The sequence below is a fragment of the Crossiella cryophila genome (genome assembly GCF_014204915.1).
Classification (GTDB): Bacteria; Actinomycetota; Actinomycetes; order Mycobacteriales; family Pseudonocardiaceae; genus Crossiella; species Crossiella cryophila.
In genome coordinates, this window is record NZ_JACHMH010000001.1 from 7490228 (window position 1) to 7514155 (window position 23928).

The 23928-nt window shown below is 72.2% G+C and carries 20 protein-coding genes; 12 read left to right on the plus strand and 8 right to left on the minus strand.

Going from position 1 to position 23928, the window contains the following annotated elements:
- Nucleotides 1–5 precede the first annotated feature (5 nt).
- A complete protein-coding gene (locus HNR67_RS32080) occupies nt 6–878 on the minus strand; it encodes a universal stress protein (RefSeq protein ID WP_185005904.1) in 873 nt (290 codons plus the stop codon).
- 156 nt (nt 879–1034) lie between these two features.
- Here HNR67_RS32080 and HNR67_RS32085 point away from each other — a divergent pair, with 156 nt between their 5' ends.
- From HNR67_RS32085 to HNR67_RS32105, 5 genes are all read left to right on the plus strand, one after another.
- Complete coding sequence (locus tag HNR67_RS32085; protein WP_185005906.1) at nt 1035–2156, plus strand: pentapeptide repeat-containing protein; 1122 nt, start codon at nt 1035–1037, stop codon at nt 2154–2156.
- Between the two features lie 58 nt (nt 2157–2214).
- Nucleotides 2215–4236 (plus strand): carbamoyltransferase HypF, encoded by a 2022-nt coding sequence (gene hypF, locus HNR67_RS32090; RefSeq protein ID WP_185005908.1) that lies wholly within the window; start codon nt 2215–2217, stop codon nt 4234–4236.
- A 104-nt stretch (nt 4237–4340) separates the two neighbouring features.
- Entirely contained in the window at nt 4341–4745 is a 405-nt protein-coding gene (locus HNR67_RS32095) for a pyridoxamine 5'-phosphate oxidase family protein (protein ID WP_185005910.1), read from the plus strand.
- Nucleotides 4746–4829: 84 nt separating this feature from the next.
- A complete protein-coding gene (gene hypE, locus HNR67_RS32100) occupies nt 4830–5843 on the plus strand; it encodes a hydrogenase expression/formation protein HypE (RefSeq protein ID WP_185005912.1) in 1014 nt (337 codons plus the stop codon).
- Nucleotides 5844–5900: 57 nt separating this feature from the next.
- Nucleotides 5901–6884: a hypothetical protein gene (locus tag HNR67_RS32105; RefSeq protein WP_185005914.1), complete on the plus strand. Its 984-nt coding sequence runs from the start codon at nt 5901–5903 to the stop codon at nt 6882–6884.
- Here the strand turns inward: HNR67_RS32105 and HNR67_RS32110 are convergent.
- Nucleotides 6781–8910 (minus strand): cation transporting ATPase C-terminal domain-containing protein, encoded by a 2130-nt coding sequence (locus HNR67_RS32110; RefSeq protein WP_185005916.1) that lies wholly within the window; start codon nt 8908–8910, stop codon nt 6781–6783. The two genes, HNR67_RS32105 and HNR67_RS32110, sit on opposite strands and share 104 nt — an antisense overlap.
- Before the next feature lie 204 nt (nt 8911–9114).
- Between HNR67_RS32110 and HNR67_RS32115 the strand changes: the two genes are divergently transcribed.
- Nucleotides 9115–10827, plus strand: a complete 1713-nt coding sequence (locus HNR67_RS32115; protein ID WP_185005918.1) for a GAF domain-containing sensor histidine kinase — start codon at nt 9115–9117, stop codon at nt 10825–10827.
- Here the strand turns inward: HNR67_RS32115 and HNR67_RS32120 are convergent.
- From HNR67_RS32120 to HNR67_RS32135, 4 genes are all read right to left on the minus strand, one after another.
- The gene (locus HNR67_RS32120) at nt 10824–11177 is read right to left on the minus strand and encodes a hypothetical protein (RefSeq protein ID WP_185005920.1); all 354 of its coding nucleotides are present in this window, start codon (nt 11175–11177) and stop codon (nt 10824–10826) included. The genes HNR67_RS32115 and HNR67_RS32120 overlap by 4 nt on opposite strands.
- A gap of 14 nt (nt 11178–11191) precedes the next feature.
- A complete protein-coding gene (locus HNR67_RS32125) occupies nt 11192–11956 on the minus strand; it encodes an SCO4402 family protein (protein WP_185005922.1) in 765 nt (254 codons plus the stop codon).
- 14 nt (nt 11957–11970) lie between these two features.
- Nucleotides 11971–12750 carry an SCO4402 family protein gene (locus HNR67_RS32130; RefSeq protein WP_185005924.1) on the minus strand — a complete coding sequence of 260 codons (780 nt, stop codon included), beginning with the start codon at nt 12748–12750 and terminating at the stop codon, nt 11971–11973.
- A gap of 107 nt (nt 12751–12857) precedes the next feature.
- On the minus strand, nt 12858–13493 hold the full coding sequence (locus HNR67_RS32135; RefSeq protein ID WP_185005926.1) for a response regulator: 636 nt from the start codon (nt 13491–13493) through the stop codon (nt 12858–12860).
- A 167-nt stretch (nt 13494–13660) separates the two neighbouring features.
- Here HNR67_RS32135 and HNR67_RS32140 point away from each other — a divergent pair, with 167 nt between their 5' ends.
- Both HNR67_RS32140 and HNR67_RS32145 read left to right on the plus strand, forming a co-directional pair.
- Nucleotides 13661–15703, plus strand: a complete 2043-nt coding sequence (locus tag HNR67_RS32140) for an AfsR/SARP family transcriptional regulator (RefSeq protein WP_185005928.1) — start codon at nt 13661–13663, stop codon at nt 15701–15703.
- Nucleotides 15704–15839: 136 nt separating this feature from the next.
- Nucleotides 15840–16439, plus strand: coding sequence for a DUF4190 domain-containing protein (locus HNR67_RS32145; RefSeq protein ID WP_312988484.1), 600 nt, complete (start codon nt 15840–15842; stop codon nt 16437–16439).
- A gap of 90 nt (nt 16440–16529) precedes the next feature.
- Here the strand turns inward: HNR67_RS32145 and HNR67_RS32150 are convergent, their stop codons facing one another.
- Together HNR67_RS32150 and HNR67_RS32155 are read right to left on the minus strand one after the other, a co-directional pair.
- Nucleotides 16530–17666 carry a DddA-like double-stranded DNA deaminase toxin gene (locus tag HNR67_RS32150; protein WP_185005930.1) on the minus strand — a complete coding sequence of 379 codons (1137 nt, stop codon included), beginning with the start codon at nt 17664–17666 and terminating at the stop codon, nt 16530–16532.
- A gap of 92 nt (nt 17667–17758) precedes the next feature.
- Nucleotides 17759–18562 (minus strand): SAM-dependent methyltransferase, encoded by an 804-nt coding sequence (locus HNR67_RS32155; protein WP_185005932.1) that lies wholly within the window; start codon nt 18560–18562, stop codon nt 17759–17761.
- 193 nt (nt 18563–18755) lie between these two features.
- Here HNR67_RS32155 and HNR67_RS32160 point away from each other — a divergent pair, with 193 nt between their 5' ends.
- From HNR67_RS32160 to HNR67_RS32175, 4 genes are all read left to right on the plus strand, one after another.
- On the plus strand, nt 18756–20549 hold the full coding sequence (locus tag HNR67_RS32160) for a S8 family serine peptidase (RefSeq protein WP_185005934.1): 1794 nt from the start codon (nt 18756–18758) through the stop codon (nt 20547–20549).
- Nucleotides 20550–20666: 117 nt separating this feature from the next.
- A complete protein-coding gene (gene lnt, locus HNR67_RS32165) occupies nt 20667–22247 on the plus strand; it encodes an apolipoprotein N-acyltransferase (RefSeq protein ID WP_185005936.1) in 1581 nt (526 codons plus the stop codon).
- Between the two features lie 147 nt (nt 22248–22394).
- Complete coding sequence (locus HNR67_RS32170) at nt 22395–23516, plus strand: 3-oxoacyl-[acyl-carrier-protein] synthase III C-terminal domain-containing protein (protein ID WP_185005938.1); 1122 nt, start codon at nt 22395–22397, stop codon at nt 23514–23516.
- On the plus strand, nt 23516–23926 hold the full coding sequence (locus HNR67_RS32175) for a nuclear transport factor 2 family protein (RefSeq protein WP_185005940.1): 411 nt from the start codon (nt 23516–23518) through the stop codon (nt 23924–23926). Before HNR67_RS32170 ends, HNR67_RS32175 begins: the two co-directional genes overlap by 1 nt.
- Nucleotides 23927–23928 lie beyond the last annotated feature (2 nt).

Consider the following 23928-nt stretch of genomic DNA (forward strand, 5'->3'; position numbering starts at 1 on the left):
ATTGGTCAGGCGGGTTCGGGCGGGCGGATGACCACCGTCGGGCAGGGGGCGTGCAGCAGCAGTGATCGGCTGGTGGAGCCGAGCAGAAGTCCGGCGAACCCGCCGAGGCCGCGGGCGCCGACCACCAGGAGTTGCGCGTCCTCGGCCGCACGCAGCAGTGCCCGCACCGGGCGGTCGCGTACGACCAGGCGCTGCACCCGCACCTCCGGGTAACGCTCCGCCCAGCCCGCCAGCCGCTGGCCCAGTAGTGCGTGGTGTTCCTCGGCCAGGCCGGTCCAGTCGGCGGGCACCGGGTCCCGGTCCAGCACCGCGTCCGCCCAGGCCAGCACCGCCACCACCGGGGCGGACCGGCCGGCGGCCGCGGCGAAGGCGAAGCCGATGGCCTGTTCGCCGGGCGGCGAGCCGTCCGCGCCGACCACCACCCGCCCGTGCTCCGGCACGCAGCCCCGGACCACCACCACCGGCGACCGCGCGTGCGTGCTCAACGCCAGTGCCGTCGACCCCAGCAGCAACCCGGCGAACCCGCCAAGCCCACGCGAGCCCACCACCAGCAACCGCGCCCGCCCGGACTCCTCGATCAGCGCCGCCGCCGCGCCCTCCTCGCACACCCGCTGCTCCACCGGCAGCTCGACCGACACCGTGCGCGCCACCTCGGCCGCCTCGGCCAGGCAGTCGGCGGCGTGCCTGCGCAGGCTGGCCCGCACCTCGGCGACCGTGCCGTCGAGTTCCGGCAAACCCCAGTCGGGCAGGTGGAAGGCGAAGACCAGTCGCAGCACCCCGTGCTGCCGCAGGCATTCCCTGGCCGCCCACAGCACCGCGTTGAGTGCGGACTCGGAGCCGTCGACCCCGACGACAACCCGTGCGGCAGGTCCGGACATCGGATCTCCTTCCAGCGGGACGGCCCAGCCTGCCGGGAGTGGGGGCGGGTGGGCAGGGTCGGTGGGAAGTGGTGGGCAGGGTCGAAGGGCCCTCTCTGTTCGGTCTCGGTTCGGGGCGGGGGCTAACTGCGGCCGAGCGGCAGGCGACGAGTGGGCGTGGGCAATTCAGGTAAGCGCCGCCGGGTCGCCGGGCTGCGTCGGCCCGCGCCGCGCGGGTGGCGCCGGGCGGTCGCGATGTTCAGCTGGGACGGCTGGCTGAAGGTGACCGCGTTACTCACCTCGCTGGCCACGGTGGCGGCGCTGTGGTTCACCGCCGAGGCGCTGCACACGACCAGGGGGCAGGTCGGACTGACCGAGCAGGGCCAGTACACCGATCGCTTCGGCAAGGCGGTCGAGCAACTCGGCTCGGACAAGCCCGCGATCCGGATGGGCGGCCTGTACGCGCTGGAACGGCTGGCCAGGGATTCGGCGCGGGATCACGCCACCATCGTGGAGGTGCTGTCGGCCTACGTCCGCGAACGCGCCCCGCGCGACAACTGCCGTGACCCACGCCCCGCCGCCGATGTGCAGACCGCGCTCACCGTGCTCGGCCGCCGGGACGCCGGTCGCGACCAGCATGCCCGGGTCGACTGGCGCGGGGCCTGCCTGGCCGGGGCGGAACTGTCCGAGGCCCACCTCGGGCAGGCCCGGCTGGACGGGGTCAACCTGCGCGATGCCGTGCTGCGCGGCGCGAATCTCACCGGGGCCCAGCTGCGGGACGCCGATCTCACCAACGCCTACCTGGTGGACACGGACCTCCGCGGCGCGGACCTGCACCAGACCAGGATGGCCGGGGCCTTCGTCGGCGGCCGGAGCCCGACCGGACTCGTGATCAATCCGGCGGCACAGCTCCAGGTCCGCACCCAGAGTCCGCCGGTCGTGGAGACCCGCATGGTCATACTCAAGGCGCGTCCAGGGGACGACTCGGTGTGGATGGACTACTGGCGGCAGGAACTCCCGCGCTCCGGCGATCTGAACATGGACCAGACCGGGATCTCCGCCGGGCAGCAGGCCCAGTTCGCGGTCATGCCGGGCACCGTCGCACCGGACTGGGAACGCTGCCGGCTCGCCCAGAACTGGGGCATCCGGGTCGAGTTCGCCGAGCTGCGGCCGGGCAGCCACCTGTGTGCCAGGACCCGCGAGGGCAGGCTCGCGCAGATACGGGTGATCGACCTGCCGTCATCGCCGAAATCAGCAGGCGCCTTCGTCTTCGCCGGACTGACCTGGCAGCGGGACTGACCGGTCCGGGACCTTCGACCCTGCTGCCCGCCCCGCGTTCCTGTCAGCCTGTCCGCCCATGACCGCCGCGGCCTTTCACCTAGACGACAACGACCCCCGGCACTCGATCCCGGCCGACCTGGCGCCCTGCCGGGACTGCCTGCGCGAACTGTTCGACCCGGCCGACCGGCGCCACCGCTACCCGTTCATCAGCTGCGCCGACTGCGGTCCACGGGCCGCCATCGCCGAACAGGTGCCCGGCGACCGGGCGCACGCCACCACCGCGCGGTTCCTGATGTGCCCGGCCTGTGCCGGGGAGTACACCGATCCGGACAGCCGCAGGCACCGCTGCGCCTCGCTCGCCTGCCCGGACTGCGGGCCGCGATTGTCCTGGTACGGCACCGAGACCGGGGATCCGCTGGACACCGCGGTGCGGGCGTTGCGACGCGGTGGGATCGTGGCGGTCAAGGGTGTGGCCGGGTATCAGCTGCTGTGTGTGGCCGACCGGGAGGAGCCGGTGCGGGCGTTGCGGGTGGCGAAGGGGCGGCCTGCCAAGCCGTTCGCGGTGCTGGTGGCCGATCTGGCGGCGGCGCGGCGGAGTGCGGTGGTGCCGCCGGAGGCCGCGTTGCTGCTGTACTCGCCGCGGCGGCCGACGGTGTTGCTGCGGCGGGGTGCGGAGGACGGGTTCGCCATGGCGGTGGCGCCGGATCTGCCGGAGATCGGGCTGGCCCTGCCGCAAAGTCCGTTGCAGCATCTGTTGCTGGCCGAGCTGGGGCGGCCGCTGGTGCTCACCGCCGGCCGCCGGGAGGGGCAGGGTGCGATCACCGAGGAGGAGGTCGCGGTGCGGGAGCTGGGGCCGCGATGTGCCGGGGTGCTCAGTCACGACCTGCCGATCGCGCTGGGACAGGACGATTCGGTGGCGCGGCTGGTGCGGCGGCGGCCGATGTTGTTGCGGCGCGGGCGTGGGCACACCCCGGAACCGTTGCCACTGCCCTATCTCGCGCCGGAACCGGTGCTCGCGCTCGGCTCCCGCTCCGACCACACCGTCTGCCTCGCCCTGGGTGAGTCGGCGGTGCTCGGGCCGCACCACGGCGCACTGGAGGCCATGCCGCCGTTCACCGCGCTGCACCGCTCGGCCGAGCTGCTCTGTCACCAGTTCGGGGTGGCGCCCAAGGTGTTCGCGCACGACCTGCACCCCCGGCACCCCTCCACCCTGCACGCGCTGCGCCGCCCCTCGGCCCGCCGGATCGCGGTGCAGCACCACCACGCGCACCTGGCCGCCACCGCCGCCGAGCACCGGGTGCGCGCGCCGTTCCTCGGGCTGGCCTACGACGAGATCGCGCTGGGCGACGACGGCACGCTGTGGGGCGGCGAACTGCTGCTGTGCGACTACACCGGCTACCGGCGGCTGGGCCGCTTCGGCCACGCGCCACTACCCGGCGGGCCGAGCGCGGTGCGCCACCCCGCGCAGATGGCCCTTGGCTACCTCGCCGGCAGCGAGATGCTCGGCTCCGCCCGGCCGACCCTGCCGCTGACCAAGGCGTTCCTGTCCCGGTTCCCGCCGGGGCGGCTGGCCGCGGTGCGCCGGATGGTGCGGGAACGGCCGGGTCCGGTGACCTCCAGCGTGGCCAGGCTCTTCGACGCGGTGGCCAGCCTGCTCGGCATCCGGGACGAGAACGGCTATCCCGGCGAGGCGTTGCTGCACCTGGAACACGCCGCCGCCCGCTACGGCCGGGCCCCAGCCCTGCCCTGGCGGCTGGTCCGCCGGGACGACCTGCACGTGGTCGATCCGGTGCCGACGCTGCGCGCGGTGCTCGCCCAGGCCCAGCACCGCCCGGTCGGCGAGGTCGCCGCCCGCTTCCACAGCACGGTGGCCGAGGTCAGCGCGGCCATGCTGGCCAAGGCCGCCCGGCGCACCGGGGTGTGGCGGATCTGCCTTGGCGGCTCGGTGTTCCAGAACCGGCTGCTCACCGAGACCCTGCTGGACCTGCTCGCCGAGGGCGGCTACCAGGCGTGCGTCGGATCGCTGGCGCCGGTGAACGACGGCGGGCTCAGCTACGGGCAGGCGGTGGTCGCCTCGGCCCGGCTGGCCGCGGAGTGAGGCCGCGGGTCTTTCGGCGGTCCGGCCGGGACCTTCGGCCCTGCTGGGCGGGCCGGGGCAGGTCGCAGGCTGGCTGCCGGGGCCACGCGGCGAGACGGGGTGTCATGTTCGAGACCACCAGCCGGTGGGAGCTGACCGAGCGGGAATGCCTGCACCTGCTGGGCATCGCGCCGATCGGCCGGATCGTGTTCACCGAGCAGGCGCTGCCCGCGATCCTGCCGGTGCGGTTCGTGCTGCGTGAGGGCGGGATCATCCTGCGCACCACCGCGGACAGCAGACTGGCCAGGGCGGTGCGGGACGCGGTGGTGGCCTTCGAGGTCGACCACTTCACCGATGCGCACTGCGCGGGCTGGAGCGTGGTGGCGCTGGGCCGGGTGCGTGCGCTGCGGGATCCGTTGCCCGCCAACGTGTTGGCCGTGCTGGAGCGGTGTGCGGGACCGGCCGCGGCACGCCCGCACTACCTGCGGATCGGCATCGAACTGCTCTCCGGCCACCGCCGGGACGCCTGAGTCCCTGGCGGCCAGGGTCTTTCGGCACTGATCCGGCCGGATCGCGGTGGCCACGCTGTACGCCTGCCGACGAGTGGAGGACCCGTGATCGAGCCGGACACACCCCGGATCGTGCTCGACCAGGACGGCGGGCTCGCGCTGGCCCGGCTGCTGGATGAGACGGTGCGCGCCGAGCTGAACCTGCCGAGGCCACCGCAGGACGCCGCGGTGTTCCCGGTGTCCGCCGGGCCGGTGGCGCTGACCGTGGACGCCTACGTGGCCGCGCCCCGGTTCTTCCCCGGCGGCGACCTGGGTTCGCTCGCGGTGCACGGCACGATCAACAACCTGGCCATGCGCGGCGCCGAACCGGTGGCGCTTGGCCTGGCCTACGTGGTCGAGGAGGGCCTGCCGGTCGCCGAGCTGCACCGGGTGACCGTCTCGGTGGCCAAGGCCGCGCAGGCCGCCGGGGTGCCGGTGGTCACCGGCGACACCAAGATCGTGCCAAGGGGCGCGGTGGACGGGTTGCAGCTGACCGCGACCGGCCTTGGCGTGACGCTGACCAACGCGCCACCCACCGCGGGCCGGGGTCTGCCGGGGGATGTCGTGGTGCTGTCCGGCCCGATCGGCCTGCACGGGGCGGCCATGCTGGACGCGCGGGACGAACTGGGCCTGGCCGTGTCCATCCGCTCCGACACCCGGCCGCTGCATCGCCTGGTGGCCGCGATGACCGCGGCCGGTGGCGGCGGGGTGCACGCGTTGCGCGATCCCGGCCGCGGTGGACTGGCCGGGGCGCTCACCGGGCTGGCCGGCGCGGCGGGGGTGGGGATCGAGCTGTTCGAGGCGGCGGTGCCGGTGCCGGTGGAGGTCGCCGCGGCGGGCAAGGTCTTCGACGCCGACCCGTGGGAACTGCCCTCGGCGGGCTGCCTGGTCGCGCTGCTGCGCCCGGCCGCGGCCGAGGGGGTGCTCGCGGCCATGCGCGCCGAACCCGGCGGCGCCCAGGCCACCGTGATCGGCGAGGTCACCCCAGGGCCCGCGGGTCAGGTGACCGCGTGGACGGTGGGCGGGATAGCCCGTCCGGTGGAACCCCCGGCGGTGGCCCGGTTCGCCCGCCTGTTCTGACCCCGACCGAGTGGTAGGTTCCCCGGACTTTCACCGGTGGGATGAGGGGATCAGGCGATGAAGCGGATGTTCGGGGCCTGCTGGCGACTGCTGCTGGCGCTCACGCTGGTGTTCACCGCGACCGCGGCGACCGCGCCCGGGATGGCGCAGGCGGTGGACTACCCCGGCGGCAAGCGGATCTACGCGGTCAGCATCGGCGGTTTCCACCCGGACAGCACCGGGAAGCAGTCCTTCGCCCGGCTGGCCATGTACTACTTCAACGGCAACGGCACGGTGACCGAGTCGTTCTGGTTCTGGGACTGGGGCACCGGCTACCCGCACGCCAACATCAAGCCGACCTCGGCCGGCTGCGTGGGCAAGGCCTGCGAGATCCACACCTCCGGCGGGTTCCAGGCGGGCGCGCCGACCAAGTCGCTCAACGGCACCTACACCAACAACGGCACCGAGGTGGTGATCACCTGGGACGGCGGGCAGACCGAGACCTGGAATGTGGGCAAGCCGACCGCGAAGCTCAGCTCGATCGGCCTGGCCAGCTCCAGCTACGGGGCCAACATCGGCCAGGGCTACGGCAGCAACGCCCCGCACGACACCTTTGTGCCGCTGAACAAGGTCCCGCGGCACAAGTACCTGGGCCGGCAGAACTCCATCACTTATGTGGTGAAGACCGGCAAGATCGAGACCGGCACCAAAGCCTCGATCATGGACCTCACCTCGACGGCCTGGAAGCAGTGCAACGGCGACTGCCTCAGCGCGGGCCTGCCCGTCGGCTCCCCGGACGCCTGCACCGCCTGCAAACCCGGTGAGACCAGGGCGATCCGGTACTACCTGGCGTCGGAGGGCGGGCGGAAGAACTACTACGAGCACCACTGCACCTGCCTGCGTCAGGGCGGCAGCGACTGCTACGCGGGCGGTTCGCACGTCAAGCCGCAGTTGCAGGTCATCGACGACGACGGCGTGCTGCACGGCTGGGTCGGCGTGGAAGCGTCCAACCGGGAGGCCAAGCGGGGGACCCTGTCCATGCACTGGCACGTGGACGTCTGAGGATAAGCGCGAGCAGGCCCGCGAGCAGTACCAGGGCCAGGCCGTCCAGGCCGATCCAGGTGAGTCCGACGGCGGTCCGCAGTACCGGGACCGCCGTCAGGGCAACGGAAAACGCCAGCGTCCCGGCCAGCAGCAGCGGGGTGCGGCGGGTGCTGGCCCAGCCGGATTCCAGTGGCCAGCGCTCGCCGCGGCGGACCAGGGCGAGGGCGAGTTGACCGGCGAGCAGGGACAGCAGCAGCCGGGTCCTGGCCTCCGCCGGGTCGCCGGAAGTCGCGCACAGCAAGGACAACGCGGCGAGCAGGACGGCGTCGGGTAGCGCGGCCAGTAGCCGGAACCGTTGCGGTAGTTGATATAGCGGGTCGCCGGGTGCGTGGTCCACGGCCAGCGTGGTCGCGGGCAGCACCCCGGCTACCAGCGCCAGCCAGGCCAACTGTGCCGGGTACAGCGGCGGGACCGGGAGCAGCAGGGTCGCGCCGAGCACGGTGAGCAGCAGGGCGAGTCCGGCGGCGGCCAGGTAGGTCAGGGCGGCGTGCCGGTTGCGGGCGGCCCGGCGGCTGTGCCGGATCGCGGCGAGCAGCGCGGACGGCCCCGGCACGCGCAGGTTCGCCGCCGGACTGTCGGTGGCGATGCCCAGGTCGGCGGCCAGCAGGGCGCGGGCGAAGGTGAGCCGGTCACTGGCCACGGCGACCACCTCACCCGCCGACCGGTGCGCCGCGACGATTTCCAGGGCCGCGGCCGGGTCACCGACCGGCGCCACCCGCACGCCGGCGCGGCGCAGTTCGGCCACTGGCCAGGCAGGCCGGGTCGCGTCGGACAGGCCCAGCAGTCCCACCACTTCCAGCCCCGGCGGCGGCCGGTCGCCCTCGATGTCCATTGTGGACTGTGCGATGGTCTGGGCGAGCACCAGCACCCGGTGCGCGCCGCCGGTCAGCTCGGCCACGGCCAGGGCGAACCGCTCGTCCGGGGCGCAGTGCGGCAGCAGCGATTCCGGGTCGCCGAGCACGGTGACCACGGTGGCCCGGCCCAGCCGGTGCGCGGCGACCCGGCCGTAGTCCGCCTGCCGCCGGTGCAGCAGCAGGCCCACCGGCGGCAACGTCTGCTCGACCGCACCCGCCGCCGTCCGCAGCACCGCGTGCTCAACCGGACCCTCTTCCGCCGGACCGACCACCCGCAGCACCGCCAGCCACAGCCCCGGCAGCTCGTGACCGGGGGCCGGGATCACCGCGGACAACTTGGGCGAGCCGCTCCGGCCGTCGCCGTCCAGGCACAGCACGGACAACCGGGCCAGCGCGTCCACCGCAAGGGGATCCCGCACCACCACACCGGCCGCCGCCAGCCGCCGCGCCGCCATGGTCCGGGCCAGCGCGGTCACCGTGGCCGGGCGCACCGCGCACACGGCGGCGAGCAGCACCAGGCCCAGCACCAGCCAGTGCGGCCACTCCCCCGGCGCCCGCAGGCCGAGCACCGCGGCGAGCAGGACCGCGGTCACCGCGGCGAGCACCGCCAGCAGCCGTAACGCCGCCGGTGACCGGTCCGCCGTGGTCGAACCGACCGGCAGCGAGCGCACCCGCCCCAGCCCCGATCCGGCCAGCACCACCGCCCCGGCCACCGGTCCACCGTCGAGCACCAGCCCCTGATTGTCCACAATGGACAGATCGGCTGACAGGATGTCTCCACGGGTCAGCACCAGCAGGTCGCCGCACACCAGTTCGTCCACCGCAACCGGTTGCGCGCGCCCGTCCCGCAGCACGGTCGCCGTGCGCACCGGCGCGGTCAGGGCGTGCGCGCCAACCCCGGCCGACCATCCGGCCAGCAGCACCGCGGCGGCCAGGGTGATCAGGCCGCTGCCGGTCTGCCGCCAGCCCAGCAGGTCGAACAGCCCGGACAGCACCAGCATCAGTGCGGGCGGACCGCACAGCACACCAAGGAATCGGGCCACCGGCGACAGTTCCCTCGGCCCGCGCCGGGCCCGCAGCAACGCCACCTCGGCCGAACTGAGCCCGGCCGGTCTCGCCGGATCCGCCATCGCCACCCGCCTCCCGCCGCACACCGGGCCCCCACCGTGCCGTTCCGGACGGGCCGCCGACACGGTCCAAGGTCCCTGGTGCTCGCCGCGTCACAACCGAACGCCATTACGGTTAGGGGTGATCTCCCCGATTCCGCCGGGTGACAAGCCGTGACACTCTGTCAAACTGAACACCGACCGCGATACCGCCACGGAGCCCCCAAGATGCGTCCGCAGCACGGCACCCGACGACTCGCCGACAGCACGCCGGTGACCGCGGGCCTACGGCTCGACGAGCTGCTCAGCGAGGTGCAGGACCGGCTCACCGAGATCGTCAAAACCCGGGATCGATTACAGGGCCTCCTAGACGCCGTGATGGCGGTGGGTTCGGGGCTGGAACTGGACTCCACGCTGCGCCGCATCGTGCTGGCCGCCACCGAGCTGGTCGACGCCCAGTACGGCGCCCTCGGCGTGCTCGGCACCGCCGACGAACTCAGCCAGTTCATCTACATCGGCATCGACGAGGACACCCGCGCCGCCATGGGCGAGCTGCCGGAGGGCAAGGGGCTGCTCGGTTCACTCAGCGAGGACCCGCACGTGCTGCGCCTGTCCGACCTGACCACGCACCCGTCCTGCGTGGGTTTTCCGCCCAACCACCCGCCGATGCGCCGATTCCTGGGCGCGCCGATCCGGGTCCGCGACGAGGTCTTCGGCAACCTGTACCTGACCGAGAAACGCGACGGCGCCGAGTTCACCGCCGAGGACGAGGTGGTGCTGCAGGCCCTGGCCGCGGCGGCAGGGGTGGCGGTGGACAACGCCCGGCTGTTCGAGCAGGCCCGCAGGCGGCAACGCTGGCTGGAGGCCACCAGCGAGATCACCACCGCGCTGCTCTCCGGCTGCTCGGCCCAGGACGCCCTGCGCCTGATCGCCCAGCGCACCCTGGAACTCTCCGCCGCCGACCTGGCCCTGATCCTGCTCACCCCCGACGAACCGGCCGAGGGCTACGTGGTCGCCGCCGCCATGGGCACCGGCGCCGAGGACATCCTGGACCGCCCGGTCTCCAGCCCCATCGCCCAGCACACCGCCACCCCGGTGCTGATCCCCGACCTGTCCGCGGCCACCGATCCCATGCTGGAAGCCATCGCCCGCACCCACGACCTCACCTCCTCCCTGGCGGTCCCCCTTGGCGCCGAGGGCGGGGCCACCGGCCTGCTGCTGGCCGCCCGCCACCGCGACCACGCCGCCTTCCAACCCGACCAGGTCCCGGTCCTCGCCTCCTTCGCCAACCAAGCGTCCCTGGCCCTGGAGCTGGCCGAGAAACACCGCACCCAACGCCAGCTGGACGTCTTCGCCGACCGCGACCGCATCGCCAGAGACCTGCACGACCACGTGATCCAACGCCTCTACTCCACCGGCCTGACCCTGCAGGGCACCATGCACCTGGCAGGCGACGACCTGGCCCGCGCCCGGCTGCAGGAGGCGGTCGAACAACTCGACCAGACCGTCCGCGAGATCCGCACCTCCATCTTCGACCTGCACACCCCACCCACCGCCACCCCCACCAGCCTGCGCCGCCGCCTGCTCGACACCGTCTCCGAGGTCACCGGCCAAACCCACCTGGCCGCCTCGGTCCGCCTCTCCGGCGCCATCGACACCCTGGTCCCGCCGGACCTGGCGCCCGAGGTGGACGCGGTGCTGCGGGAGGCGTTGAGCAACACCGTCCGGCACGCGGGCGCGACCGAGGTGGTGGTGCGGGTGGAGGCCGGGGCGGAGCTGGCCGTGGAGGTCACCGACAACGGCGTGGGCATCCCCGCCAACGCGGTACACAGCGGGCTGGCGAACCTGCGGGAGCGAGCCGAACGCCGGGGCGGTGCGGTCGAACTGGCCCCCGCCGAACCCGCGGGCACCCGCCTGCACTGGACGGTCCCGCTGGACTAGCCCTGGGTGGTCGGCATGGTGTGCGCGACGCGGGCGGCGATGGCGATCCTCGGCCAGTGGCGGTGGCCGAGGAGATCGGCGAGCGCTGCTGCCTCAACCTGATCACGCAACAGCCCGCCGGCGACGGGCACGAGGTCGTCCGGGGTCGCCAGCAACTCCTTGATCAGCCGATCGACCCGGTGCATCGACTGCGGCGGCAACACCCACACCTTCGCACCCGGCGCGAAATGCTTGAGCCCCTGGCGACTCTCCTGCCCACCAGGGCCATGCGCGGTCTCGGCAGCCACATTGGCCACCACACACCACGCCAGCAGTTCAGCGTCCACGCCCTCGGCGGCGACCTCGCTCATCCGACCATTCTGCGTCAGCCGACCGACCGGTTGGTCAATACCGCGTACGCGAGCCGGGCCGCGGTGGTGACCCCCGGCCAGTCGCGGTGCCCGAGGTAATCGGCATCAGACCGGTCGGTACCGAGTTCGTCGGCAATGGCCCGCACCGGTCCGAGCACCCCGGCGATCGCCGCCACCTCACCCTGATCCCGCAGCAACCCGCCGACCGAGGCCGGGACATCGGCCGGCTCCCCGAACAACTCCGCCACCAGCCGCCGGACCACGAACCTCAGCTCCCACCACGGCGCCATGGTCGCGGAGGCGGTGGCGAGCACATCGAGCACCGCGAGCAGATCGCCACGCCGTCGAGGCTGGCTCACCCCGGCCTGCCAGGCACACGCCGCGTTCCACCGGGCGGCCGCCGCCTCCGCCTCTTCCCGGGACCCCCACTGGCGCAACGGCCCGTCCCAATGCCGGTGGGGCGTGGGCTGCCACGGCCGGACAAGCTCGCGGTGCACGGCCTCGCGGTAAACACCCTGGACCCGGAAGTTGACCAGGTACACCCGGGCCACCACCATCCTGGCCAGCCGCCCCGGCCCGCGACCCCGATGCCGCCCGACGACCATGAGGCACTCCGCGCCATCACTCCACTGCGGCGGCAGCACCCACACCTTCGTCCCCGGCGAGAAGTGCTTGAGCCCCTGGCGATTCTCCTGCCCACCGGGTCCGTGCGTGGTCTCGGCAGCCACATTGGCCACCACGGACCACGCCAGCAGTCCGGCATCCACGACCTCGCTCATCAGACCATTCTGCGTCAGTCGACCGACCGGTTGGTCAGCACCGCGTACGCGCGCCGGGCCGCGGCGGCGATCCCCGGCCAGTCGCGGTGGCCGAGGTAGTCGGCGTTGGGCCGGTCACAGCCGAGTTCGTCAGCGAGAGTCCGTAGCGGTCCGAGCAGACCGACGATCACCTCCACCTCAGCCTGATCCCGCAGCAGCCCACCGACCGCGGCCGCGGGATCGGCCGGATTCCCGAACAACTTCTCGACCAGCCAGCTGACCTGGCTTGACAGCTCCAGCCACGGGTGCACGGTCTCAGGTGTCGCAGTGCCGAGCACCTCGATAGTCCCGAGGAGATCGCCCCGCCGCCGGGGTCGGCTCACTCCGGCCGTATTGGCGCGCACCGCATTCCAGTACGCGGCGATCTGCTCGGCCTCCTCGCGGGACTCCCACTGGCGGAAGGGCTCAGCCCAGTTCCAGTACGGATCGGTCTGCCACGGCCGGATGAGTTCGCGGTGAACGGCGGCCCGGTAGACACCCTGGACCCGGAAGTCGGTCAGGTGCACCCGCGCCACCACCATCCGGGTCAGCCGCCCCGGCCCGCGACCCCGATGCCGCCCGATGACCATGACGTTGTCCCCGCCATCACCCCACTGCGGCGGCAACACCCACACCTTCGCACCCGGCGCGAAATGCTTGAGCCCCTGGCGAATCTCCTGCCCACCAGGCCCGTGCGCGGTCTCCGCAGCCACATTGGCCACCACACACCACGCCAGCAGTCCGGCCGCCACTCCCAGGGGAACGACCTCGCCCATCGCACCGTCCTGCCCGCGTCGTGTTCTGTCACCACGACCAGTCAATGGCAGCGATCCGTGTCTGCGCAAACAGATTGTGCACTAATGCACGGGTACCAGCCGTCCCACTACGTCCGGCGCAGCTTGGTCGCGTACACCGCCACCTGCGTCCGCCGCTCCATCCCCAGCTTCGCCAGCAAATGCGACACGTAGTTCTTCACCGTCTTCTCCGCCAGGAACATCCGGTCCCCGATCTGCCGATTGGTCAGCCCCTCGCCGATCAACTCCAGCACCGTGCGTTCCTGATGGGTCAACGCCTTCAGCGGATCGTCCTGCTCCCGCTCCCGCCGCACCCTGGCCAGCAGCGCCGACGTCGTCCGCGCGTCCAGCAACGAACCCCCGGCCCCCACCGTGCGAATGGCCCCCACCAGGTCATGCCCCAGCACCTGCTTGAGCACAAAACCCGCCGCGCCTGCCAGTACCGCGTCCATCAACGCCTCGTCGTCGCCAAAAGAAGTCAGCATCAGCACCCGCAACTCCGGCGCGGCCGACCGCAACTCCCGGCACAACTCGATCCCGTTGCCATCCGGCAGCCGCACGTCCAGCACCGCCACCGCCGGCCCCACCGCGGGCACCCTGGCCAGTGCCTCGGCGCAGGAGGAAGCCTCGCCGACCACCTCGATGTCGGGGTGTGCCGCCAGCAGGTGCATCACCCCGCGCCGAACGATCTCGTGGTCGTCTACCAGGAACACGCGGGTCGCCATGCCGCCAGCCTTACCGCAGCGGCGCGGGCCCGGCAATGCTCTATCGGCCCAACTCGGCGATAACGCCGCTATGCCACTAACGCCGCCCTGTTGCCCGGCTAACGCAAACCCGTCCAGCGCGGTTAGCCGGTCACGAACCCCTGCGAATCCCTGCTAAGAACCAACAAATGGGGACGATCACGGACTTACGACTGCTCGGCGAGCTGGAGGTGCACTCGACCGCGGGGCCGGTCCAGGTCAGCGCCGGGAAGCTCCAGGTGTTGCTGGCCGCCTTGCTGTTGCACGCCAACCACACTGTGCCTACCGAACGGTTGGTCGCGGTGTTGTGGGAGCAGCCGACGGTGGGGGCGCGGGCGACGCTGCAGGTCTACATCGGACGGTTGCGGCGGGTGCTCGGTGGTGGGGAGCAGGGGGTACTGCGGACTCGGGCGGATGGGTACTCGCTGGTGGTCGATCCGGAAATCGTTGACCTGTACCGGTTTCGGCGGTTGGTGGAGCAAGCCGCCGCGGCGGGGGAGGTTCGGCGGGAGAACGCGTTGTTGCGGCGGGCGCTGGAGTTGTGGCGGGGGCCCGCGCTGGCCGGGGTGCCTTCGGCGGTGTTGCGGCGGACGCTGGTGGTGGGGTTGGAACAGGAGCGGTGGCGGGCCTTGGAAAGGCGGGTGGAGACGGATCTGGGGTTGGGGCGGCATGGGGAGCTGGTGGCGGAGTTGTTCGGGCTGACCAGGGATCAGCCGTTGCGGGAGGGGTTTCACCGGCAGTTGATGCTCGCGTTGTACCGCTCGGGCAGGCAGACCGAGGCGCTGGCCGCCTACCGGGTCGCGCGTGCCCTGCTCGTCCGCGAACTCGGGGTGGAGCCGGGGGCGGGGCTGATCTCCTTGCACCAGGCCATCCTGCGCGGTGATCCGCTGCTCGCCCGGCCCGCGGTGGAGGTCGTGCCGGTGCCGCGGGAGTTGCCGCCGGATCATGCCGTGCTGTTCGGGCGGGGCGCCGAACTCGCCGAGTTGACCGCGGCGCTGCCTACCGAACGGTCGGTAGACATGCCGGTGGTGGCGATCACCGGGGCGCCGGGCAGTGGCAAGACCGCGCTCGCGGTGCGGTGGGCGCATCGGGTCGCGCACTGGTTCCCGGACGGGCACCTGTTCCTGGATCTGCACGGGTACAGCCAGGACCCGCCGTTGAGCGCCGCCGCGGCGTTGACCCGGTTGTCTCGGGCGTTCGGGATTCCGGCCGAGGAGTTGGCCGAGGATGTCGAGGAGCTGGCCGCGCGGTGCCGGTCGGTGTTGGGTGGGCGGCGGGTGTTGCTGGTGCTGGACAACGCGCGTGACGCCGAGCAGATCCGGCCGTTGCTGCGAGCGGCTGACGGGTGTCTGGTGGTGGTGACCAGCCGGGATCGGCTGCGTGGGGTGCCGGTGGCGTTGTCACTGGGGCCGCTCGCGGCCGAGGCGGGGCGGGATCTGCTGGGTGAGGTGCTCGGGGCGGCGCGGCTGGCGGCGGAACCGCAGGCGGTGGCCGATCTGGTGGACCTGTGCGGGCAGTCGCCGCTGGCCCTGCGGATCACCGCGGTGGACCTGGCGGGGCGGCCGGGGGTGCCGATCGCCGCGCACGTGGCCGCGTTGCGGAGTGGGGACCGGCTGGGTGGGCTCGCGCTGGACGGGTCCTCGGTGCGGGCCGCCTTCGACCTGTCCTACACCCGGCTCGCCGACCCGGTGCGCCGCCTGTTCCGGCTGACCGCGATCGCGCCCGTGCGCGACCTGACCATCCCCACCGCGGCGGCCATCACCGGCCTGCCGGTCGCGGAGACCGGGCGGTTGCTGGATGCCCTGGTCGCCGCGCACCTGATCCAACCGAACGGTCGGTACCGGTTCGGGTTGCCTGACCTGCTGCGCGAGTACGCCGCCGAGCGTGCGCTGGCCGAGGACAGCGCCGCGCAACGCACTGCCGCCGCCCGCCGGCTGTTCGACTGCCTGCTGCACAGCGCCCGGACCGCGGCCCGGCTGCTGTTCCCGGACCGTCCGCACGCCCCGCTGCCGGCGACCGGTCCGGCGCCGATGGCCGGGGCGGAGCAGGCCAGGCGGTGGCTGACCGCGGAATGTGGCAACCTGGTGACGGCGATCGCCGAGGCGGACGGGCACGGGCTGCCCGAGTACGCCGGACTGCTCGCCGGGGCACTGCGCGACTGCGATTTCCCGGCGGCTAACGCGGCGCGTTAGCGATATGTCAGTGAAACGACGGCAAGCGACTGGAAAAACGACCGGACCACCTCTAGGGTCTGCCCGGTACAAATCCACGGCGAGCAGTTTTCTTCTTCGCCGGATCCCTGGATTTTCTTGCGAGAGGAATTTGTTCGTGTCCCAGCAGCACCCCTACCCGCCGGTCCAGCCGATGCAGGTCGCGCCGCAGCCGAGCAATGGCATTGGCACCACTGGTTTCATCCTCGGCCTGGTAGGGCTTGTCATCTCCTTGATCCCGATTATCGGCACGATCGCGTGGCCGTTGGTCATTCTCGGCATCATCTTCTCCGCCATCGGACTGGTCCGGATCAAGAACCGCAAGGCCAACAACAAGGGCCTGACGATCGCCGGTCTGGCCGCCTCGGTGGTCGGCCTCGGCATCTGCATCACCTGGACGATCGTCACCGCCATGGCGGTGAACAATGTGCGCGCCGAGCTGGACCGGGTGGCCAAGGTGGAATACGAGGTCACCGGCACCGCCACCGAGGTCACGGTCATCTACGGCGAGGTGCTCAAGACCCAGGAGGAGAAGGTCACCAAGCTCCCCTGGACCAAGCAGACCGAGAACAAGGGCGCGCTCAAGGGCGGTTCGCTGGTGGTCACCAATGGGGCCAAGGGCGGCTCGGTTACCTGCAAGATCACCGTGGACGGCAAGGTCGTCTCCACCAAGACCAGCGAGGGCGCCTTCACCAGCGTCTCCTGCATCGGCGTCTGAGAAATAACGCACTGAGAATGGGGGCGGCTATTCCGCCCCCATTCTCGCGTGCGCGGCGCGGCGTTGTTCGGCCCGCTGGGCCATCCGGTGCTAGCGGGCGTGGTTGGCGCGGTAGATCGTCTCGCTGCCGCCGGGATGGATCACCCGGAGTTCGGCGCCGGGCGGCAACGCGCTGGGCAGGTTGGCCGCGCAGACCTTGCACTCCGGCTGGCTGACCACCAGGGTGGCCCGCTGGATGCCCTGCTGGTGCATGATCGCGGCGCTGTGGCCCTCGACGTGGGTGGCGATGTTGCCCTGGCTGGGCCCGCCCGCGGTGAAGGCGTGGCCCTCGCCGCGTGGGATGCCACCTCGGTGGGTGCCGCCGGAGGGCCCGCCGTCCACCCCGCTCTTGATCCGCATCGGCGGGCGCCCCTCGACCAGCAGCGAGCCGACCGCGCCGTCGTGTCCCGGGAAGTACTCGCGGGCCGCGCGCACCTGTTCGGCGACCTGGATCCCCGGCTGTGGTGACGCCGCGGCTACCGACCGGTTGGACGGGCCCGCGGTGTCGCCGGTCCCGATCGGCCGGATTCCCCTGGGCGGCACCGGCTTTCCGGTCCGGCCGGGCACCAATGGGGTACCGACCGGTCGGTTGGGACCGGTCCTGGTGGTGGTCGGTGGCCCGGTGGCGGCTCCGGCGCGGGGCTGTACCGCGGGATTGGCCGAGCCCTTGGTCAGCTTCGGGCCGGTGTCGGTCATCGGACCGGCCAGCGCCTGCATGAACCCGGCGGCCGCGCGGAGTGAGGCGTCCCGGTTCGCCTCGGTCTGCCGGTTCGCCAGCTCCTGCCGGTTTCCGAGTTCATAACTGGCCACGAAACCGAGTCCGTCCGTGGACTGCCGGTAGATGATCTGCCCGACGATCTCCATGCCCGGTGGGGTCGCCTTGACCGTCGGTCCGGTCCAGGCGGGCTGGGCGGGGCGGAAACCGTTGCGCACCAGGAAATCGTGCAGTGCCTGGTCGGTCACCGGGCCAAGGCCGAGGCGCAGTTTGGCCTCGTCCAGGTCCTTGGCCGCCAGCATGATCCGGGTGATCTCGGCCGGGGTCAGCCTGCCGCTGACCGGCACCGCGGCGAAGTCCGGTCCTAGCGCGGTGGCCGAGGGCGCGACCGCGGCGCCCGGCCCGGCCTGCGTGCTGGTCACCGGCGGGCGCACGCCCCTGGCACGCTCGCTGGTGGACTCGAATTCGGCCATGGCACCGCCCTCTCCTCCCAGCCCAGGCTAGGAGCGGGCCCGTTGCCGGACAACGAGGTCGGCCCGTTGGGGCTGCCCTTCCGCGCACCCGCTCAGGGTTTGCGCGCGACCCCCGCGCACAGCCAGTCCCCGTCCGCGGGCGGCCCGGCGCCCAGGTGGGTTTCCGGCCGCCACTCCCATGTCCGCACCAGGCCCGGCTCGACCAGGTCGAAGTCGCCGAAGAGCTTGCCGATGTCGTCGACATCGCGCACGTACACCGAATCCCGGGTGCCGCGCATCCGCTCGGTGATCTCGCCGGTGGCCGCGCCGACCAGGTGGTCGGTGAGGTGGGTGAGCGCGAAGTAACTGCCCGAGGGCACGGCATCCCGGTAGCGGGCGGCCACCCCGAACGGGTCCTGTTCCGGGGAGAAGTAGTGGAACAGGGTCATGGCGAGCACGCCGACCGGCTGGCTGAAGTCGAGCAGCCGCTGGGTGGCCGGTGCGGACAGCACCTTGTCCACATCGGCCGCGTCGGCGTGCACGACCTCGGCGTTGTCGTTGTGCCGCAACAACAACTGGGTGTGCGCGACGGCCACGTCCTCGTAGTCGACGTAGACCACCCGGCTGCCGGGCGCGGCGGACTGGGCGATCTCGTGCACGTTGCCGCGGGTCGGGATGCCCGAGCCAAGGTCAAGGAACTGCCGCACGCCCTGGCTGACCAGGAAACCGACCGCTCGGTAGAGGAAGGCGCGGTTGAGCTGGGCCAGGTCCCTGGCCCCCGGGTGCGCGGCGATGGCGCGTTCGGCGAACTCCCGGTCCACCGCGAAGTTGTGCCCGCCGCCGAGCAGGTAGTCATAGATCCGGGCCGCACTGGGCCGCCCGAGATCGAGTCCACTCGGAATCCAGTCCTCTGCCATCAGTCCACGAACCCCCGATCGTGATGATCACCGGCGGCCGAGGTTACCGAAGTCGCCGGACCCGGTGCCAACCACCCGGTCGGTAGGGCAATAAATCCGTACCGCTACGGATAGGTCCTCGGATTGTCCGGCCGCACCCGCGCTGACCATGCTCACTGCATCCGTTTCCCCTGCGACACAAACGGAGCACCGCATGCGAAGAACACTCGGAACACTGATCGTCAGCACCGCGCTGGCCTTGGCCGCCGGTCAGGCCGCCCAGGCCGAGGCCACCGGCGTGGTGCTCAACGCGGGCGCGGCGCAGGCCATCCCCGGCCAGTACATCGTGGGCCTGCGCGGGGCCGGATCCCTGGACGTCGCCGCGGCCACCGCGGTCAGCAACGAATCCGCCGCGCTGGCCGAGACCTACGGCGGCAAGCTTGGCTACACATACTCAGCCGCGTTGCGTGGTTTCTCGGTGGCGCTCTCGCCCCGGCAGGCCGAGCGGCTGGCCGCGGATCCGAAGGTGGACTTCGTGCAGCAGTCGCTGTGGGTCCGCGCGGCCGCGGTCAAGGCGCCGGCCGGTGAGCAGCCCAACGCGCCCTGGGGCCTGGACCAGGTCGACGGCGCCAACGACGGCACCTACAAGTACCCGAACACCGGCACCGGCGTCACCGTGTACAACACCGACACCGAGCTGAACCTGGACCACGTCTCCTTCGAGGGCCGGGCCAAGTCCGGCTACGACTTCATCGACAACGACAACAACGTCAACGACTGCAAGGGCCAGTTCGACCAGGGCCACGGCACGCACACCGGTGGCACCTCCAGCAGCGAGGCATACGGCGTGGCCAAGGACGTCACCATCGTCGGCGTCAAGGTGCTGGGCTGTGACGGCAACGGCCCGGACGCGGCCGCGATCAAGGGCATCGACTGGGTCACCCAGAACGCGCGCAAGCCCGCGGTGGTCAACGCCAGCTGGACCTCCGGCGGCGCGGGCGCGGACCCCGAGGGCATCAACCGGGCGGTGAAGAACTCCATCGCGGCCGGCATCTCCTGGGTCGTGGCGGCGGGCAACGAGAACCAGGACGCCTGCAACGTCAGCCCGGCCAAGGTGCCGGAGGCGATCACCGTGGCGGCCACCCAGGACGAGCAGAACACCGAGGCCGGCTACTCCAACCACGGGTCCTGTGTGGACATCTACGCGCCCGGCTCGAACATCAACTCGGCCAGCAACTCCAACAACACCGGCAGCAAGGGCATGCAGGGCACCTCGATGGCCGCCCCGCACGTCACCGGCGGCGCGGCGCTGTACCTGGCCGCCAACCCGGGGGCCAGCCCGCAGCAGGTGCGGGACGCGATCGTGACCAACGCCCAGTCCGGCGTGGTGCGCAACATCGGTCCCGGCTCGCCGAACAAGTTCCTCGACGTCAGCAAGTTCGGCGGCGGCACCCAGCCCGGCAAGCCGACCGCCGAGTTCACCGGCGACTGCGCCAACTCGCTGACCTGCTCCTTCGACGGTTCGGCGTCCAAGCCGGGCACCGGCGGCAGCTCGATCACCGGCTACAAGTGGGAGTTCGGCGACACCGCCACCGGCGAGGGCGCCAAGCCCGCGCACACCTACGCCAAGGACGGCGAGTACCGGGTCACCCTGACCGTCACCGACGACAAGGGCGCCGTCTCGGCCCCGGTCACCAAGTCGGTGCGCGCGGGCAAGCCCCCGGCCGGCCAGCCGCCGACCGCCTCCTTCACCGTGTCCTGCCAGCGCGACAAGTGCTCGTTCAACGGCAGCGGCAGCACCGACCCTGACAACGACATCGACGCCTACGCCTGGGACTTCGGCGACGGCCAGACCGGCACCGGCGCGACCACCAGCCACACCTACCCGAACAAGCAGGCCAACTACGCGGTCAAGCTGACCGTGACCGACAAGACCGGCAACAGCAACTCCACCGGCAAGCAGGTCCAGTGCTGGAGCTTCGGCACCCAGGCGTTCTGCTTCAGCTGACCCACGGCTCCTCCGGGCAGGGGGAACGGCGGCCCGTGCGCTCCGGCGTGCGGGCCGTCGGGCTGACCCGGTGTGGTCGGTCCGGCCCCGGCGTGCTGTGATCGTGTCCGGCATGGAATGGAGGTGGCCGGTGTGGTTGCCGGACTGCGGCGAGTGACGGCGCGGACAACACCGCCCGCCGGGACGCCTTCCCCTCGCCGGGACTGGCTGCTGCGGGTGCCCGCCGCCATCGGCGCGGGCGTGGCGCTCTACTTCAGCTTCCCGCCGTACCAGTTCTGGTGGCTGGCCCCGATCGCGATCGCCGTCTACGGCCTGGTCCTGCACGAGCGGTCCAAGCGCGCGGCCACCGGCTACAGCCTGCTGTTCGCCCTCTCCTTCTTCCTGCTGCACCTGTTGTGGCTACAGGACTTCCTCGGCCGCGACCTCGGTCCGTGGCCCTGGCTGGGCCTGTCCCTGGTGATGGCGCTCTACCTCACCGCGGCCGGTGCGCTGATGCCGCTGGTCGCCCGGCTGCCCGCGGCGCCGGTGTGGCTGGCGCTGCTGTTCGTGCTCTCCGAGGCGGTCCGCGGCCGGTTCCCCTACGGCGGCTTCCCGTGGGGCAAGCTGGCCTTCGGGCAGGTCGAGGGGCCGTTGCTCGGCCTGGCCGCGCTCGGCGGGGTGCCGCTGGTGTCCTTCGCCGTGGCCCTGCTCGGTTTCAGCCTGTCCGCACTCATCCTGCGGGCCCGCACGACCGTCTCCGCGCGGGGCTGGGTTGGTCTGGCCATCCCAGTGGTGCTGCCGGTGGTCGCCGCGCTGGCCGCCTGGCCGCTGGTCGGGGTGGAGGCCCAGACCGGCACCCGCACCATCGCGGTGGTGCAGGGCAACGCCCCCGACGTCGGCATCCGGCTGCTCGGCGAACTGCCCACCATCCGCCGCAACCACCTGCAGACCAGCCGCGAACTGGCCGCCGCCATCCGCGCGGGCACCTCGCCCAAACCCGACCTGGTCGTCTGGCCCGAGTCCACCACCGGCTTCAACGGCCCCGACCCGACCATCGACGCCGCCGTCGCCGAACTCGGCGTGCCCACCCTGATCGGCGGCCTGTACCGGGTGCCTGCCGGGCAGGAGAACGCCTACGTCAGCTGGGATCCGGTCACCGGCCAGGGCCCCCGCTACGTCAAACAGCAGCTCGTGCCGTTCTCCGAGTTCATCCCGCTGCGCGAGATCGCCCGCCTGTTCTCCCCCTTCACCGACAACGCCGACCTGATCGCGGGCACCCGCCCCGGCGTGCTCACCGCCGCGGGCACCCCGCTCGGCGTGGCCATCTGCTACGAGGTCGCCTACGACTACGTGCTGCGCGAGAACGTGGACAACGGCGCCCAGCTGCTCATCGTGCCCACCAACAACGCCTGGTTCGGCCGCGGCGACATGACCTACCAGCAGCTGGCCATGGCCCGGCTGCGCGCGGTGGAACACGGCCGCGCGGTGGTGGTCGCGGCCACCAGCGGCGTCAGCGCCACCATCCGCCCGGACGGCACCGTGCTGCGGTCCCTGGACATGTACACCCCCGGCACCCTCACCGAGACCCTGCCACTGCGCACCTCCACCACCATCGCCGACCGGCTGGGCCGGTGGACGGAGATCGCGATGGTGCTGCTGGCGTTGCTGGCGGTGGCGGCCGGGATCCGGCGCGGGGTGCGGGAGCGGCGCGCGGACTAGGGCCGCGGCGCCGGTTCTCACGGCCGCACCGGGGTACGCCGAACGGCCCACCGGCCTCTCCCGCTGCCCACTCGGCGGCCTGCTCCTGACCAGGTCCGGCCACTCGCGCCACCGCCTCCGCCATCGGAAACATCCTATGATCATCTTGTGCCGGACCCCTGTCTGCTCGCCGTCGCCGCCGAACTCCCACCCGCCCGCGTGTCCACCGAGGACCTGCTGACCGCCGCCGACGGCAGGCTCAGCGACCGCCTGACCGGCATGCTGGCCGGACTGGGCGTGCGGACCCGGCACTCGGTGCTGGCGAACTTCCCGGAGGTGCTCTTCGCCGGGGCCGAGCCCGAGCTGGAGGTGCCCGCCGCCGAACTGGGTGCGCGGGCGGTGCGCAGCTGCCTGGCCAAGTCCGGGGTCGATCCGGCCTCGATCGGCCTGGTGCTCGGCGTGACGAGCAGTCCTGGGCGGCTGTTGCCGAGTCTGGTGTCTGACCTGTTCGCGCTGCTGCCGGAGATCCCGCGGGAGGCGGTGGCGCTGAGCCTTGAGTACCTGGGTTGCTCGGCCATCGCCAAGGTGGTGGACACCGCGCGCTGGTTCCTCACCGCCGAACCCGGCAAGCACGTGCTGGTCTGCTTCCTGGACGCGATCACCCCGCTCTCCCCGCCGCTGCCAGGGGAGTACGCGCACTTCAGCGAGGTGAGCGCGGACCGGCGCCAGGACACCGTGAACGCCATGCACGGCTTCCTCTTCGGGGACGCCTCGGTCGCGATGCTGCTGGGCGCCGAGGGCGACGGGCCGGTGTTCGGGCCGGTGGCGCACCTGACCAACGAACTGCCCGAGGACGCCGAACTGGGCACCGTGCCCGACGGCGGCTCGGACCTGCCGGTGGTGCACGGGCGGCGGCTGTACACCCTCAGCGCCGAGGTCACCCCGCGCGGCACGCACTACGCCACCAGCACCGTGCGCTCGCTGCTGGCCACCGGGACCAGCGGGCTGGACAAGCCGTCGGATGCGGATCCGGTGCTGCTGCACACCGGCAGCAACCGGATCCTGGACGGGCTGTGCGCCGAGTTCGGCGTCGACCCGGCAGGCGCGGCGGTCGCCTCCTCCTACCGGGTGCTGCGCGAGTACGGCAACACCCTGGGTTGCTCGGTGCCGTTGATGTTCGCCGATCCGGTGCACCGCGCGCCCAGTGTCGGCCTGGTCGTCGCGTTCGGGCTCAGCTTCAGCTGCGGCGCGTTCACCGTGCGGATCCCCGACTCCGGCTGGAGGCCGTGATGGAACTCGCCGGATACCTGCGCTATGTCGCGGCGTTCAACAGCCAGGACTGGGACCTGGTGCACCGCGAGTTCTACGCCGAGGACATCGAGGTGCGCTTCCCGATCGCCGCCTTCGCCGGCGCGGCGGCGTCCCTGGACTGGTTCCGGCTGGCACACGAGGCGCTGGTCGAGGTGCTGGTGCCGCGGCGGATCGAGTTCGCACACGGCGGGCGGGAGATCGTGGCCGACCTGGACGTGCGGTTCATCGCGCTGGGCGAGACCGGGTTCGCGCCGGGGCTGAGCCCGGCCCGCCACGGCGACACCGTCGACGTCCCGATGCGGGCCGTCTACCGCCTCGACGCGGCGGACCGGATCAGCCACCTCTCGGTGGTCTTCACCGGTCCGCCCGCGCCGGGCCGGATCGGCTGAGA

Bases quoted from the DNA above. Each gene is read 5' to 3' on its own strand.
- HNR67_RS32080 (WP_185005904.1), bottom strand. From the start codon at position 878: ATGTCCGGACCTGCCGCACGGGTTGTCGTCGGGGTCGACGGCTCCGAG.
- hypF (WP_185005908.1), top strand. From the start codon at position 2,215: ATGACCGCCGCGGCCTTTCACCTAGACGACAACGACCCCCGGCACTCG.
- HNR67_RS32095 (WP_185005910.1), top strand. From the start codon at position 4,341: ATGTTCGAGACCACCAGCCGGTGGGAGCTGACCGAGCGGGAATGCCTG.
- HNR67_RS32105 (WP_185005914.1), top strand. From the start codon at position 5,901: ATGAAGCGGATGTTCGGGGCCTGCTGGCGACTGCTGCTGGCGCTCACG.
- HNR67_RS32110 (WP_185005916.1), bottom strand. From the start codon at position 8,910: ATGGCGGATCCGGCGAGACCGGCCGGGCTCAGTTCGGCCGAGGTGGCG.
- HNR67_RS32115 (WP_185005918.1), top strand. From the start codon at position 9,115: ATGCGTCCGCAGCACGGCACCCGACGACTCGCCGACAGCACGCCGGTG.
- HNR67_RS32120 (WP_185005920.1), bottom strand. From the start codon at position 11,177: ATGAGCGAGGTCGCCGCCGAGGGCGTGGACGCTGAACTGCTGGCGTGG.
- HNR67_RS32125 (WP_185005922.1), bottom strand. From the start codon at position 11,956: ATGAGCGAGGTCGTGGATGCCGGACTGCTGGCGTGGTCCGTGGTGGCC.
- HNR67_RS32130 (WP_185005924.1), bottom strand. From the start codon at position 12,750: ATGGGCGAGGTCGTTCCCCTGGGAGTGGCGGCCGGACTGCTGGCGTGG.
- HNR67_RS32135 (WP_185005926.1), bottom strand. From the start codon at position 13,493: ATGGCGACCCGCGTGTTCCTGGTAGACGACCACGAGATCGTTCGGCGC.
- HNR67_RS32140 (WP_185005928.1), top strand. From the start codon at position 13,661: ATGGGGACGATCACGGACTTACGACTGCTCGGCGAGCTGGAGGTGCAC.
- HNR67_RS32150 (WP_185005930.1), bottom strand. From the start codon at position 17,666: ATGGCCGAATTCGAGTCCACCAGCGAGCGTGCCAGGGGCGTGCGCCCG.
- HNR67_RS32155 (WP_185005932.1), bottom strand. From the start codon at position 18,562: ATGGCAGAGGACTGGATTCCGAGTGGACTCGATCTCGGGCGGCCCAGT.
- HNR67_RS32160 (WP_185005934.1), top strand. From the start codon at position 18,756: ATGCGAAGAACACTCGGAACACTGATCGTCAGCACCGCGCTGGCCTTG.
- lnt (WP_185005936.1), top strand. From the start codon at position 20,667: ATGGAGGTGGCCGGTGTGGTTGCCGGACTGCGGCGAGTGACGGCGCGG.
- HNR67_RS32175 (WP_185005940.1), top strand. From the start codon at position 23,516: ATGGAACTCGCCGGATACCTGCGCTATGTCGCGGCGTTCAACAGCCAG.